This window comes from Marinobacter sp. (genome assembly GCF_048269445.1).
Lineage (GTDB): Bacteria > Pseudomonadota > Gammaproteobacteria > Pseudomonadales > Oleiphilaceae > Marinobacter.
Map to the genome: position 1 here is coordinate 218,634 of NZ_JBLXIQ010000004.1, position 14,874 is coordinate 233,507.

The 14,874-nt window shown below is 54.9% G+C and carries 10 protein-coding genes and 1 other RNA gene; 7 read left to right on the top strand and 4 right to left on the bottom strand.

Annotated features, from left to right (window positions below):
• Positions 1-3 precede the first annotated feature (3 nt).
• From dnaX to ACN0XM_RS10060, 3 genes are all read right to left on the bottom strand, one after another.
• Entirely contained in the window at positions 4-1,905 is a 1,902-nt protein-coding gene (dnaX, locus tag ACN0XM_RS10050) for a DNA polymerase III subunit gamma/tau (RefSeq protein ID WP_417566802.1), read from the bottom strand.
• A 177-nt stretch (positions 1,906-2,082) separates the two neighbouring features.
• An RNA gene (gene ffs / locus ACN0XM_RS10055) (signal recognition particle sRNA small type) lies at positions 2,083-2,179 on the bottom strand.
• Between the two features lie 124 nt (positions 2,180-2,303).
• Positions 2,304-3,053 (bottom strand): 2OG-Fe(II) oxygenase, encoded by a 750-nt coding sequence (locus ACN0XM_RS10060; RefSeq protein ID WP_417566803.1) that lies wholly within the window; start codon positions 3,051-3,053, stop codon positions 2,304-2,306.
• A 118-nt stretch (positions 3,054-3,171) separates the two neighbouring features.
• Between ACN0XM_RS10060 and ACN0XM_RS10065 the strand changes: the two genes are divergently transcribed.
• From ACN0XM_RS10065 to xrtA, 7 genes are all read left to right on the top strand, one after another.
• Entirely contained in the window at positions 3,172-4,095 is a 924-nt protein-coding gene (locus tag ACN0XM_RS10065) for a D-hexose-6-phosphate mutarotase (RefSeq protein ID WP_417566804.1), read from the top strand.
• The gene (locus ACN0XM_RS10070) at positions 4,092-4,907 is read left to right on the top strand and encodes a lysophospholipid acyltransferase family protein (protein ID WP_417566805.1); all 816 of its coding nucleotides are present in this window, start codon (positions 4,092-4,094) and stop codon (positions 4,905-4,907) included. Before ACN0XM_RS10065 ends, ACN0XM_RS10070 begins: the two co-directional genes overlap by 4 nt.
• Positions 4,907-5,854, top strand: coding sequence for an SDR family oxidoreductase (locus ACN0XM_RS10075; RefSeq protein WP_417566806.1), 948 nt, complete (start codon positions 4,907-4,909; stop codon positions 5,852-5,854). The genes ACN0XM_RS10070 and ACN0XM_RS10075 overlap by 1 nt, the downstream gene beginning before the upstream one ends.
• An 83-nt stretch (positions 5,855-5,937) precedes the next feature.
• Positions 5,938-8,073, top strand: coding sequence for an XrtA/PEP-CTERM system histidine kinase PrsK (prsK, locus tag ACN0XM_RS10080; RefSeq protein WP_417566807.1), 2,136 nt, complete (start codon positions 5,938-5,940; stop codon positions 8,071-8,073).
• 102 nt (positions 8,074-8,175) lie between these two features.
• Positions 8,176-9,549, top strand: coding sequence for a PEP-CTERM-box response regulator transcription factor (prsR, locus tag ACN0XM_RS10085; RefSeq protein ID WP_417566808.1), 1,374 nt, complete (start codon positions 8,176-8,178; stop codon positions 9,547-9,549).
• Positions 9,550-9,601: 52 nt separating this feature from the next.
• Positions 9,602-12,301 carry a tetratricopeptide repeat protein gene (locus tag ACN0XM_RS10090; protein ID WP_417566809.1) on the top strand — a complete coding sequence of 900 codons (2,700 nt, stop codon included), beginning with the start codon at positions 9,602-9,604 and terminating at the stop codon, positions 12,299-12,301.
• Entirely contained in the window at positions 12,301-13,806 is a 1,506-nt protein-coding gene (gene xrtA, locus ACN0XM_RS10095) for an exosortase A (protein ID WP_417566810.1), read from the top strand. The genes ACN0XM_RS10090 and xrtA overlap by 1 nt, the downstream gene beginning before the upstream one ends.
• 66 nt (positions 13,807-13,872) lie before the next feature.
• On the opposite strand, the gene ACN0XM_RS10100 is transcribed toward xrtA, so the two are convergent.
• Positions 13,873-14,538, bottom strand: a complete 666-nt coding sequence (locus ACN0XM_RS10100; RefSeq protein ID WP_417566811.1) for a THxN family PEP-CTERM protein — start codon at positions 14,536-14,538, stop codon at positions 13,873-13,875.
• Between the last annotated feature and the right edge of the window lie 336 nt (positions 14,539-14,874).

The following is a 14,874-nucleotide window of genomic DNA, read 5'->3' on the forward strand; positions in this document are numbered from 1 at the left end:
GCCTTATCTCCTGCTTGTCTCAATCGGCCGGATACTCTCTTCGACTACCCGCGCCTCAAATCGTTCAACGATAGACTGTACGACCGGATCCTTCCGAATGGATGTTTCCGCCGCTTTCTGCCGGGCCTTCCGCTCACGCTCTTCGTAAGCGGCAGGTGTGTTCGGTCCCGGGTCGCCCTGTTCTATACGTAATTGGATGGAGTCACCGAACCGGTTTCTCAAGCCCGCGACAATTCTTTCCTCATGACGGCTGTTCAGCAACCGGGCGTGGCCCTCGTCAATCGTCAGAGTAATCGTTTTACCCTCCTGGCTCATCGCGCCATGGCTGGCAAGGTTGCCCGGCATGCCAACAATGCCGAGGTCCCGGAAATCGCGATGCCACAGGAACTCACCGTCCAATTTAACGGGAAGTTCCGGTTCTGGCTGATGCTCTGGTTCGGGTTCTGGCTGTGAGACCGGCGCCGCTTCTGCGGCGTGGTCTTCCACGATGGCAGGCTCCGGACCGGATGGATAGGAATCGTCAAACTCCTCATCAGCCTGGGCCTGTGCATCAAGACTCGCCAGCCACGAAGAGTCGTCCTCCGGTAATGGAGTGGATTCTTGCGGTACAGGGTCTGGAACTGGCTCTGGCTGGGCAGGCTGATCCATCGCCGCACGCGATACGGAGGTATCCATTTCCGGTGCCGGCTCAGGTTTTGGAGGTACCGGTTCTGGCTGCTCGGCTTTCGCCTTGCGAGCGGGCGCCGGGTCGGGCTCATCCCGTGGCTCGGACGCGGCACCTTGGCCGCCGGAGCTGATGGCAGGAGGCTCCCGGCAATCAGCACCCGGCCGGAACGCCAGCATCCTGAGCAGGGTCATTTCGAACCCCATCCGGGCATCCGGCGTAATAGCCAGATCCTTGCGGCCAATCAGAGCAGACTGGTAGAACAGCTGAGCGTCTTCGGCACTGAGTTTGCGGGCCAGGGCCTGCACCTGTTCGGCATCACCAAGGGAGTTATCGGCGCTTCCGGGTACCACCTGTTCCATGGTAACCCGGTGAAACAGGGAAAGAAGATCCGCCAGAATCACACCGTAATCCGGAGCAAAATCCGAAATCCGACCGATTTCCGCCAGTAAAGATGGGCCATCCCCTTCAACCAGCGCATTCACGATACGTTCAATATCACGCTGATCAATGGTGCCCAGCATATTGCTGACATCACTGGCCGCCAGTTTCTGGTTACCAAAAGCAATGGCCTGGTCGGTCAGGCTCAGGGCATCCCGCATACTGCCGTCTGCTGCCCGGGCCAGGAGCCAGAGAGCCGGCTCCTCGAACGGAATCTCCTCCGCGCCCAGCACGTGCCTCAGGTGGCCGGCAATGTGTTCCGGCGTCATCCGCTTGAGGTTGAACTGCAGACACCGGGATAGCACCGTCACCGGCAGTTTCTGGGGATCAGTCGTGGCCAGCAGGAATTTGACGTGCTCCGGCGGCTCCTCAAGGGTTTTCAGGAAGGCGTTGAACGACTGATTGGTCAGCATGTGCACCTCGTCAATGAGGTACACCTTATAGCGGCCGCGGCTTGGCGAATACTGGACGTTATCGGTCAGTTCCCGCATATCGTCGACGCCGGTGCGGGAAGCGGCATCAATTTCGATCAGGTCGACAAACCGGCCTTCCTGAATTTCCTTGCAACTGGAACATTCGCCACAGGGATTGGGGGTAACACCGGTTTCACAGTTGAGACAGCGGGCCAAGAGGCGGCCAATGGTTGTTTTGCCTACTCCCCGGGTACCGGTGAACAGGTAAGCGTGGTGCAAACGCTGACTTTCCAGGGCGTGAATCAACGCCTGGAGCACGTGTTCCTGGCCCACCATGTCTTTAAAGGTGCGTGGGCGCCATTTACGGGCAAGTACCTGGTAGCTCATGTTCCGCCAACTGCAGTTAAAAACGGCTTTAACCTTAGCATGGACATAGGTCTATAAGAAGCAAAGTTAGTCTCGGAAGGAGACCTGAAAAGTGACCGGTATCAGATAGAAATCATGGAAATAGAACGCATGACGACAATACAGGGAGTGAATCGGGGAGAGAAAAACTGGGGGTGACTCCATCAGCGACACCCCGGCACACAATTCCACCGCTTCGGCTGCTCCCTTCCGGGCCTGACCGGGTTCACGGTTTCATGTTGCGGAGGCACCAATGGAGCCACCATAACGGCGTTTCAGGACAATTCCCTGAAAGCGGCGCGCATATTAGCAAAAGGGTTTGCGGACTACAATGAGAAATCCCCGCCCAACCAAGATACCCGTTTTTGCAGGGGTAAAGGCTACAGCGGCAATGGCACCTCATCCTGCCGGAACCAGCAGGCCAGACTATAACGGGTACGATTCGCCGGAAGCACCTCGTGAGGGACCTCCTCACTCATGAACAATGCCATGCGTCCGGCCTCGGGCAACACAGTGCCGCATGCCTCGCGCTCAATATCCCGGTTAAATATCTGAAGGGCGCCGCCGTCGGACGCCTGCCAGTGTTCATTGAGATAAAGCACCAGGCTGACCACACGGGACGCACGGCCGTGAAAACTGTCCAGGTGCTTCTTATAGAAATCACCGGGATGATACGTGGCGTAATGCGCTTCAAACCGTTTCAGGCCGAGGAACAGGCGCTGATTCAGCCCTTGACGGATAGCATCAAAAAATTCAAACAGGGCGACCTGGGGCGCGGTGACCCCCTGCAACCAGGCAATCTTGTCACGGCGAACCGACCGGTCACGCATTAGATCATTGCCCCGGCCGATACCGGCCTTTTTCATGGCATCTGTTCGGTCCAGAATTTCAACTTCCTTCTGCAAAGCCGCCAAGAGGTCGTGGCCTAACCGAGCCCTCACATCCAGTGTCATCCAGCCCTGCTCACTCAACCCCAGGGCCAGCTCATCCAGCCAGGACTCAGAAACCGGATCCAACCGATCGTGCACCGGGGCTGTTTGCCGAATATCACTGCCAGCAACAGCACCTTGCACAGCACTGACGGGCGTGATCAACGGATCATGAATTGGGATGACTACCGGCGTTTCCATCTGCGGGCCTCGGGCAGAATTTGAACGTATTTTAGGCTCAATTCTCGCCGGGGCGGCAGTTTTAATTTACTCTCTGGGTAGGCAAATACACTTAACCGGGTTTGATCAGTAACTCACCATGTCAGAAAGCAGTAACAGGCCACCGATATCACTTTCTCCGGGCCAATGGTCCTTCACGCGCTGGAAAACCATCGGGCAGCTCGAAGCCCTTGCGGTACATCACCCCCTGTTTCAGGCCACCATTGTCCTGCAAGGCGCCCACCTGGCTCGTTTTGCACCCCAGGACGAAGCGGACTGGCTGTGGATGAGCCCCACCGCCCGATATGAGCCGGGCCGTGCCATCCGGGGCGGCGTTCCGGTGTGCTGGCCGTGGTTTGGCGATCCTGGCAAAAACGCGCCAGAGGTCCGGAAACGAATTCATACCGAAAGCGCCCACGGATTTGCCCGCACAGCCCTATGGAAGCTTGAGGATGTCCGCGAGAGTGCCCATGAGGTAGAGATCAGCCTGTCCCTGGACGCCAATGAAGATTTCAGCGATGTCTGGACCGGTCACGCCCTGGCGCTGCTCACCTTCAGCTTCTCAATCCGGGGTTGCCAACTGGCACTGACCACCACGAACCTCAGTAACGATCCCCTCGCCTTCAGCCAGGCCTTGCACACCTACTTTCCCACCACCGATCTCAGTCGCACGCGGGTTCTGGGGCTTGGTGGCAGCCAATACCTCGATACCCTCAGTAACTGGGAATATCGAAACCAGGAGGGCCCGGTCTATTTCGAAGGCGAGACCGACCGTATTTATGAGAGTGGTGAACCGATGACCATCGTGACCCCCAGAACCACTCGCAAGCTCTCGGCGGTTGGCAGTGATTCCACCGTGGTCTGGAATCCCGGCCCGGAAAAAGCAGCGCGACTGTCGGATTTCCCGGACACGGCCTGGCAGTCGATGCTCTGTGTCGAAACCGCCAATGCCGCCGGCGATTATCGGGTGCTTAATAAAGGACAGAGTCACACTTTGGGCGTTTCAATCGGAAGAAAAGCATGAGCCTGGCATCATTTCTGAAATCCAGACTGGTTCCGGCGGAACTGGACGAACATATCAACCGGATCCGAAAACCCATCGGAACCCTTGGCTATGACCCCTGGGGGTATAATAACGAGGCCATGAAGTACGGCCTCTCGATTACCAAACAGATCTATGAGAAGTACTTCCGGGTAGAGGCTCACGGAGTCGAGAACATTCCCGCCGAGGGCCCGGTGCTCATCATTGCCAATCACAGCGGCCAGTTGCCCATTGACGGATTACTGGTCGGCTACGCGCTGGCTTCCCGAAAGGAAAATGCCCGTATTCCCCGGGCCATGATCGAACGCTTCTTCCCCACCGTCCCCTGGCTCGGCAATCTGCTGAATGAAGTGGGGGCGGTGCTGGGTGACCCGGTCAACTGCGCCAAGATGCTGGCCAACGATGAAGCCGTGATTGTTTTCCCCGAGGGCGTGCGGGGTTCCGGCAAGCTCTACCGGGACCGCTACCAGCTCAAACGATTTGGCAACGGCTTCATGCATCTGGCTATGAAATACAAAGCCCCGATTGTGCCGGTGGGCGTGGTGGGCTGCGAAGAAACTATCCCGGCCATCGCCAATATCAAACCCCTGGCCAAAGCGCTTGGCATTCCCTATGCGCCCATAGCCCTGCCCGTGGTGCTTCCGGCCAAGGTGCACCTGAATTTCGGTACCCCGATGTACTTCGACAACCTGGAAATCCCTGAAGAACAGGTCACCGAACGGGTGGAAACAGTGAAAGCGGAGATCAGCCGACTGATCGACAAAGGACTGAGCGAGAGGAAAAGGCTTTTCTGATGACCGAGCAACACAGACCCCACATCCTCGTCACCGGTGCCGCCGGCGCACTGGCCCAGAAAGTGATCAACCAGCTCCGGGACACCTGCGACCTGGTCGCCGTAGACTTCCGGGAACAGGTTTACCTGGGTGACGATATCCCAAGCTACCGCATAGATTTCAATAAACGCGTTTTTGAAGACCTGTTCCGGCGCTACCAGTTTGATGGCGTGATCCACATGGGCCGTGTCATGTCCAGCCAGCTCACCCGGATGCGACGTTACAACGCCAACGTGCTGGGCACCCAGAAACTGCTGGACCTGAGCCACAAGTACGGCATCAGACGCGTGGTGGTACTCTCCACCTTTCACGTATACGGTGCCGTGGCCTACAACCCCGCGCTCATCGACGAGTCCGCCCCTCTGAAAAGCGCCGGTCTGAGTGCCGATCTGGTGGATTCCGTGGAACTGGAAAACCTGGCCAACATTTACCTCTGGCGTTACCCGGAACTCAACATCACCATTCTGCGCCCCTGCAACATCGTTGGCCCCGGTGTACGCAACACCATCAGCACTCTGCTGGCGAGTGAGCGGGCACCGGTGCTGGCCGGCTTCTCCCCGATGATGCAGTTCATCCATATTGATGACATGGCAGATGCCATCGTCCTGGCGTATAAAAAGCCGACACGGGGTGTATACAACGTGGCGCCCCAGGATTGGGTGGCCTACCAGCATGCCCTCAAACTTTGCGGTTGTACGCGCATACCTGTGCCCTCAATTCCCCCTATTCTGCCGAAATTCATTCTGAGCACACTAAAGCTACGCAGCTTCCCGTCGTATTTGTTGGCTTTTTTCAAATACCCTGTGGTGATTGATGGCAGGGCGTTTGCCAATGAATTCGGATTCAAACCGAAACGGCCACTGAAGGAGATTTTCCGGTTTTACCGGGAGAACAAGCGGCCGGTTTAGGGTGTCAGCGGCTACATAAGTTACGTTAGAAGACAAACACGGCTATGCTTTGACAGGGATTTCTTTTTTCGGGGTGCTTCGGCATGTTCAGCAACATGGACGTACTCAGCTATTCGCTTGCGGCGATTACGTTCGGGCTACTTGGCATCCTGGTAGCCGCGCGCTACTTGCGCCGTGGCGTAGACCGGGCGCTAGCCCTCGCAGCATTCGTGTCAGCCTTTTGGGCGCTGACTATCGTCAGCCAGAGTCTCTGGGGTCACCCGGGATTTAACATCCGCTACCTGACGGAACTGGTCCGGGACGCCGCCTGGATTTACCTCCTGATAGTCCTGCTCAAAGACGGGTTGCGGGAAACCAAACTCACTGGCAAGGTCAAGAAAATTCTCGGTGCCAGCGCCATCATTTTGCTGGTCCTGTTAATCAGCAGCAGTGTGATTGAGCATTTCGGAAGCGTCGAATTGTCCACCGGCAAAGTCAAACTGCTTGGCCAGATCGGCCTTTCCCTGCTGGGCCTATCCCTGGTGGAGCAAATCTGGAGAAACTCCCCCAGCTTTGGCCGCTCCAGTATCAAATATATCTGCATCGGCGTTGCCTCCATCCTTGCCTTTGATTTCTTCATGTATGCCGATGCCCTGCTGTTCGGGCAGGTAGCGGATTCCTTCTGGAGCGCCCGCGGGTTCGTCAATGCCCTGCTTACCCCCCTGTTCGCGGTCAACGTCATCAACACACGCAAGCAACCGGTCGATTTCCAGCTGTCCCGTTCAGCGGTATTTCATGCAGGAACCCTGGTGTTCGCTGGCGGTTATCTGCTGTTCCTGGCGCTGGGGGGCTACTATGTTCAGGTGCTTGGCGGGGAATGGGGGGATGCACTCCAGGTCCTGTTTTTCACAATCTCACTGGTTTTCCTGACAACTCTGCTGCTGTCGCGGCGGATACGCGCCAAACTCATGGTGCGGATCAGCCAGAACTTTTTCGACTACAAATACGATTACCGGGAAGAATGGCTGAAAATGACCCGGGAACTGGCCGATCTCAGTGACGATCCGCCACTGCCTGAACGTGTCATCCGTATTCTGGCGGGCCTGGTCGAAAGCAATGGCGGTGCAATCTGGCTAAAAGGCGAGAGAGATGGCTACGTGCTTAAAGCGGCCGTCAATCTCTCTACCCCCAAACACACCATGATTGATAGCGATGCGGAACTGGTCCGTTTTTTCTCGGAGCGAGAATGGATTGTTGATTTGCATGAATACCAATCGGACCCTGTCGGCTACAACCTCCTGGAAATACCGGACGCCATCGCAAAAACTCCTGACGGATGGCTGATTATTCCGTTGTACCTGGGTAACGATCTCTACGGCATGGCACTGGTTGGCAACCCCTATTCACGTGTTGTTCTGAACTGGGAGAACTTCGACCTGATCAAAGTCGTTGCCCGCCAAACCTGTAACCTGCTTGCCCAGGCCGACGCACAAAACCGGCTCGCCAGAGCGATGCAGTTTGAGGCGGTGAGCAAGGCTTCGGCCTTCATGGTTCACGACCTCAAAACGGTGATAGCCCAGCTGTCGCTTCTGGTGAAGAATGCACCGAGGCACCGGAATAACCCCGCGTTCATTGACGACATGATCAACACTACCGACCATGCGGTGCGGAAAATGTCGAGCCTGGTAGACCACATTCGCAGACCTGCCACCGATGCCGAGGACCCGCTAAAGCCGGTAAATCTTACCAACCTGGTGACGGAGCTCATCGAACATCATCAACACCAGGCACCAGCCCCACACCTGGAAGGAGAAACTCCAGAAGCTCTCATCAAAGCTGATCCGGAGCAGCTCCGCAGCGTTCTCGGCCACCTGATTCAAAATGCCCAGGACGCCACTTCTCAGAATGGTGAAATTACGATTGCCCTGAAAATCGCAAAAGGCAATGCGGTCCTGTTCATTCAGGACTCCGGATCGGGCATGACCAGAGAGTTTGTCTCCACCCAATTATTCAAGCCGTTTGAGAGCACCAAGGGGCTTACCGGTATGGGCATCGGCGCGTATCAGGCCCGCGAATATATCCGGAAAATCGGCGGTAACATCGATGTCACCAGTGAACCGGGTATCGGATCCTGTTTTTCCATCCGGATACCACTCGCTGACGAAAAGCTCATGACACAGGGTATTAAGGCATCAAGATCAGCTTCCGACTCTCGAAACCCCATACAAAGCGCCAAATAATCGTCATTATTGATCAGGAACAAAAACCGGCGTTGCAAAGTGTCAATGTTCGGTTGAGAATCAGTAGTGTGGAATTATCTTTAAAAAGGACTTGTTGTAGTTGTGACCAGACGACTCTTGATTGTAGAAGATGATCCCGGCCTCCAGAGCCAGATGCGCTGGTGTTTCAGCGAAGATCTGGAAGTGTCCCTGGCATCCGACCGGGAATCAGCACTCACCTGCCTGAGGCGGGATGAGCCTGAGGTGGTAACCCTTGATCTCGGTCTTCCGCCGGACGCCGGTGGAGCCACAGAAGGGTTCAGACTGCTTGAGGACATTCTCCAACTGGCCCCGATGACCAAAGTGATCGTAGTCACCGGGCGGGAAGACAAAGAAAACGCCGTGAAAGCCATCGGCATGGGTGCGAGCGACTTCTATCAGAAACCGCTGGATGCCGACATCCTGACCTTTGTGGTGAACCGCGCGTTCAGGTTGGCGGAGCTGGAACGGAACAACCGAGAGCTCGCTCGGGAGTACAACGGCACCAGCATAAAGGGCATTGTTGCCGCCAGTCCCCAGATGCTCTCTGTTTGCCGTACCCTTGAGAAGGTCGCTCCCACCGATGTAACCACTCTGATCATCGGGGAAACCGGCACCGGCAAGGAACTGCTGGCACGAGCCCTTCACGATCGGAGCCATCGTGCAGACAAGCCCTTTGCGGCTATCAACTGTGCGGCCATCCCCGAAAACCTCCTTGAGAGTGAGCTGTTCGGGTTTGAGAAAGGCTCATTCACCGGCGCCACCCAAAGCAAAAAAGGCAAAATAGAAAGTGCCAACGGTGGCACCCTGTTCCTGGACGAGATCGGCGACATGCCCATGGCGCTGCAAGCCAAGCTACTGCGATTCCTGCAGGAACGGGTGATTGATCGCGTTGGCTCGGTAAAATCGATATCGGTGGACGTGCGGGTGGTCTGTGCCACCCACCGGGACGTTCAGGAGCTCATTAAAGAGGGCACCTTCCGCGAGGACCTTTACTACCGTGTCAGCGAAATCACCCTGGATGTGCCCGCCCTGAGGGACCGGGAGGGCGATGCCCTGGTGATCTCGCAATCGTTGTTGCAATCCCTCGGCAAACAAATGGACCGCCCCAACCTCGCTTTTACAGAAGATGCCATCAAAGCCATCAAGAACTACCCTTGGCCCGGTAACGTGCGGGAAATGATCAACAAGGTGAAGCGAGCCACCATCATGGCAGATGGTAAACGGGTGACCGCTGCCGACCTTCAGCTCAGCTGTGACGAGGGAGGCCACGACAGTCAGCTCAATCTGCGGCAAGTGCGTGAAAACGCCGAGCGAGCGGCAATTTTACAGGCACTTCAGTCCTGCGGTTTCAATATGGCGCAGGCCTCGCGTTTACTGGGCGTTACCCGGCCAACACTTTATAACCTGACTGACAAATACCGGATAAGAACGTCATCTGAATCACCAAGTGCCTAGGTTGCAGGCAGGGAATCCAAAACAAGACCCAAAAGGGAAAGGAACAGGCCCCATGAAACCAGTGTCAGTAGTGCGCGCTACCCTTCTTTCAGTTGCCATTTCACTCACCCTCGCCGGCTGCGGTGAGGGCAACACTGAAATGAGCCCGGAAGAAATCCAGTACATCAGCCACCTCGACCAGTCGCGCTTTTTCCAGCGCCAGGGTGAGCTCAAGGCCAGTACGCTGGAGGCACGCAGTGCGATTGAGTTGCAGCCGGAGAAAATTGACCCTTATTTTCTGATCATCGATAACCTTCTGAAGGCAGGCGATGCAATAAATGCTGCAAGGCAGCTCGACTGGGTCATGAAGCAAATCCCCGAGGAAGAAATCAGCACCGAGGTCAGAAACCGCGCCAGCCTCATTTCTGCCGAGGCAGACCTGATGCTAAACCAGCATGAGCAAGCTTTAACCGCACTCAATAGAATTGCCGCACCCGACCGGCCAGTTGAGACTGAGGCTGCCATTCTTGAAGGCAAGATCTATTTGGCAGCTGGTCGTCTCGAAGAAGCCAGTGCCGCCTTTGAGAAAGCCAGAGCAATTGACCCGGGAGCGGTTGAACCGGTAATCGGTCTTTCAAAAACCGCTTTCACTGGGGGTGACAAGGAAAAAGCTCAAGAACTCGTGGCTGAAGCAGAACAGATTGATAATGAGAATACCGAGCTCTGGCTTTGGAAAGCTCAGATGGCTCACGCGCAAGAACAATGGTCGAAAGCGGAAGACAGTTACATCAGAGCGCTCGAAGACATCGGCCAATACGATGTGATGACTCAGCGCAAATACGCCACGATCTCTGCCCTGATACGTGTTTTAAGAGCGCAGGGAAAGCAATCAGAGGCGTTTGTCTATGAAGAAATACTGGCCAAATCTGCACCGGGCACGATCAAGAGCAACCTGACAGCAGCTCAGGAAGCACTGGACCAGGGCGACCTCACCAACGCAGCGCGATACCTGGAGGAGGTCCGCGCCCAAGCTCCTAGTCATGAGCCATCCGCGCTGATGCTGGGCCTGGTGCGGTTTCGACAGGGTCGTGTTGAGGAGGCTGAAAAACTCCTGGCCCCCATTGCCGAAATGGGGGATTCGGAGGTGGCAAGCAAGCTATTAGCGGCCACCCGACTACAAATGCGCAATCCTCAAGGCGCCCAGGAAATACTCGATAAGGTCGAAGGCAAAGACTCGGATCCCGAAACGCTCGCCCTGGTAGCAATCGCATCGCTTGCAAGCGGCGATACTGAGACCGGCGAAGCGCTGATGGACAAAGCTCTGGAACTTAACCCTGACAACAATCAGTTGCGACTGCGATACGCCAACTATCTGATTCAGCGTGGAGATTATTCACGAGCGATAGACCAGATAACGAAGGTTCTTGATAAGGTGTCCGATCAGGAACAGGCCCGAAGCCTCCTGATTCATGCCCAGGCAAGCTCTGGCGACGTAGCTTCAGCGATTGAGACAGCATCAGAGTGGATCAAGGAGGATCCGGACAACATCAATGCGCTGATTATTCGGGGAAACCTGTCTGCAAGCCAAAACAAAATCGACGAAGCCCGCGGATATTTCACGCGAGCGCTCGAAATAGATGGTGATGCCCCGGCTCCGGCTATTGCGCTGGGTAGACTGGCGTTAAACCAAAAAAACCAGGCCGAGGCACAGAAGCAGTTCCGCAGAGCCGTCAAACTCGCGCCAGACAATCGGACAGCCCTTCAGGGACTGACTTCGGTTCTGGACCAGGACGAAACCGAACGTTTCATGCGAGAGGTTCTCGAAGAGAATCCCGACGCAACGGGCCCGCGGCTCATTCTTCTGGAACTGGCGCTACGCCAGGATAATCCTCAGGAAGCGGACGAACTTACGGCATCATTGCTTGAGCGAGAGGAGGAAAACACGCCTTCACGAGCAGCCCCTTTTGTCGCGAGCATCTACAACAATGCAGCGGCGAGGCTCAGACAAGCCGGAGAAGCTGATCGCGCTTCGGTTGTTCTTAACCGCGCCCGGGTTCTTTTCCCCGAAAATGAGGCGATTTCGCTTCAGGCGGCTCAACAGGCATTTGTCGCCGGGAAAAACGATGAAGCCCGCAGCATTCTCCAGGAAGCGAAGAAGCTTCACCCTGATTCTCCAAGACCGTATCTGATTGAGGCCCGTTATTTCGAAAACCAGGGAGAGCTTCAACAGGCGGCCGAGTTCTATCAGCTGGCAATGGACAAACAGCCCAACGCAGGCATCATGAATGCCTATGCCGAAGTCCTGCAGAGAGCCGGTAAAGAAGCTGAAGCTCTCTCTCTTCTTGAGGCCGGTATTGATACCTACCCGGATAACACGCAGCTGCGCCTGAGAATCGCCCTGCTTCAGCAGTCTGAGGGCGACAAAGAAAAAGCCAAAGCCAATTACGAAAAATTACTGGATTCAATGCCCGAGAATACCCTTGTCCTCAATAATCTGGCCTGGCTTTATCACGAAACAGGCGATGAGCGAGCTGTACCCATGGCCAGAAAAGCTTATGATCTTGCTCCTGAGAATGCTGCTATTGCGGACACTTATGGATGGATCATGCTAAAAGCTGGCAACCATGAAGATAGCTTGCCTATCCTTGAAAAGGCCCACAAGCTTCAACCCGAATCCGAAGAAATCGCATTGCATCTCGCAGAGGCATACCGAGCTCTTGGCAAGAACGCAGATGCCCAACGAATTTTGGAAAAATTTGGTGATCAGGGCTAATGGATCGAGCTGTAACAAGGCGGTACCTCTGGCTGGCCGCCATTCCGCTGCTGACGGTTGGGCTCTGGGCCGAATGGCGGTCCTTTTTTCACCTGTGGTACGACTCAATCGTCTACAACCACGGGTTTCTGGTCCTGGGGGGCGTCTTCTTTCTACTGTACCGAAGAAGACAATCCCTCAGGGCTCTGACAATAAACGGCTCACCTCTCGGGTTGTTTCTACTGACCGGCTCTATTGCGGTTCTCATCCTTTCTCAGGCCGCCGATATCCGGCTGTTCCGCCTCCTGCTTGTTCCTCTGATCATCCTGTTCTGGGGTTGGTCGATATGGGGAAAGGCATTTGTAAACACCGCCGGGGGGCCAACTCTACTGCTCGTTTTTGCGGTACCCCTGTGGGATGACTTCTCTCCCCTTCTTCAGCACATCACTGTTTTTTTTAACAACATACTGCTTCAAGCCGCTGACATTCCGGCGACCATCCATGAATTTTTCATTATTCTGGATGTTGGAACCTTCCTGGTAGAGGACGGGTGCAGTGGCGTACGGTATCTGATGGTCGCACTGTTTCTAGCGGCTTTTTACGGAATGCTTTACTACCGTTCAAACACCCGTATTGCCCTTTTGATTGTTATTGCCGGCTTACTATCCATGGTAGCGAACTGGATAAGGGTCTTCGGGATTATCGCGGCCGGGCATTACACCAATATGGAAACCTCACTGGTTGAGGACCATGAGTTGTTCGGGTGGGTTATTTTCGTCGTTATTACCTTGGTGCCGCTATTCTTTATCTCAGGCAAACTTGAGCAGCCCCTCTCGGATTCCGGGGAAAAACCCAGCCACCGCAAGCCTGAGGCGGGCATGGCACGGAAAAAATATAGCTCCATCAAATGGCCCGTAATGGTTTCCCTACTTCTGCTCTTACCACCGTTGGTTCCAGCAGCCCTGGATGCCAGAACAGAGAGCAGGGCCAGCTCCTGGGCGCCGAAACTGCCCATGCCTAACTCTGACTGGAGCGGTCCGCTGCGACACGCCAGCATATGGCAGCCGGATTACGTAAAACCAGATATAAACCTTGGCGGAGTGTACGTGTCCGATGACCTCGAACAGGTACAGTTACAAATCACGGGGTATCGGCGCCAGGCCCAGAACAGAGAACTGATCGCCTACGGAAACCAGCTCTTCGACCACAAGGAATGGAAGCTTGTGTCCAAGAACTCGCGGACGCTAAACAATAACCACAGCGCTGGCCTCGATACCGTTAATGAGACAGTCATCCAGAAAAACGAGGATGGCTCCTACATTATCTTATGGTCCTGGTATCAGGTAGGCGACCAGCTCACCAGGTCGCAACTAGAGGTAAAGATAAAAGGGGCTCTTAACAAGCTCCAGGGGGATGCCCGTGGCGCTTTGTGGGCGCTTGCAGGACGTTGTGAGGGCTCAAAGAATCCTGACTGCGCCGATCAGCGGGCCATCTTCGAGCGCTTTCTCCAAAATGTACAACTCTGAATTCTATTGCGGCTAAAAAAACCCGGCGTTCATTCGAACACCGGGTTTTCACTTATCCAAAGATCACTACTTGCGGCGACGCGAAAGTCCCAGGCCTACAAGTCCCAGCCCAAACAGTGCTAGTGTGCCGGGTTCAGGAACCTTGGTGAAAACACCTCTGAGCTGGGCGACATTGGCGGCTCCTTCAGTGGTAATCAACTCCTCCATGGTAGGACCCCCGTCTTGGCTGAAGCCCCTGAGATCAAGAGTGTACAGGGTTCCGTCGACTTCAAACGTATCCGACGAGACAAGGCTATCGAAGGACACAATGTCATCGCAGCAGCCACCACCAGAGTTCGGCGTTTCCTCATGCATGAACGTAAATGCCAGGGGCGTAGCGTAGGGGTTTCCATCAATGGAGATGGCCATTGAAATACTGAGCAATACGCTATCTACACCAGTGCCTCGATCGATCTGAAAGTTGAAGTGGGTGAAGTCGCCCAGATCAAACTCTTGATTAATATCCACATTAAACGCGGCAGGCGCTGCTCCAACAAACCGGTAACCGCTTTGATGAGGCTGACCACCACCCCATAAAACTGTATTACCGTTAGCAGAGTAATTAACGTTGGTACCGCCAATAGCGTCCGACCAAACGCCAGACACACTTTCGACGGAAATCACGGGCATTGCAAAGGCAGGCGCAACTAACGAAGCAGCGAACACTCCTCCCAACATCGACATCTTATTCATGGTAGTTCCCTGTTTATCTTGATTACTTCGGAAAGCGTTCTGAATAAGCGACAACTATGCCATGAAGCCTTAAACTATATATTTCAATATCTTAGATAAAAAATAAAACCATACCTTCTGCAATGTGTAAAGTTATCCGACTATGCCGTGTAAGCTTATTCGACGACAGAAGCGCCCTGCCGCCAAACTTCAGATACAGTGGGTGGCACCGAAAAGGGCCATCAGAATTCTGGAATTTTTCGGATCTTGTGGATTGATCTCTACCGGTGATATAAACAATTCTAGGATTTGTAATGTTGCTGCGGAATATAACTTCGAACAACTCAAAACTTCGGA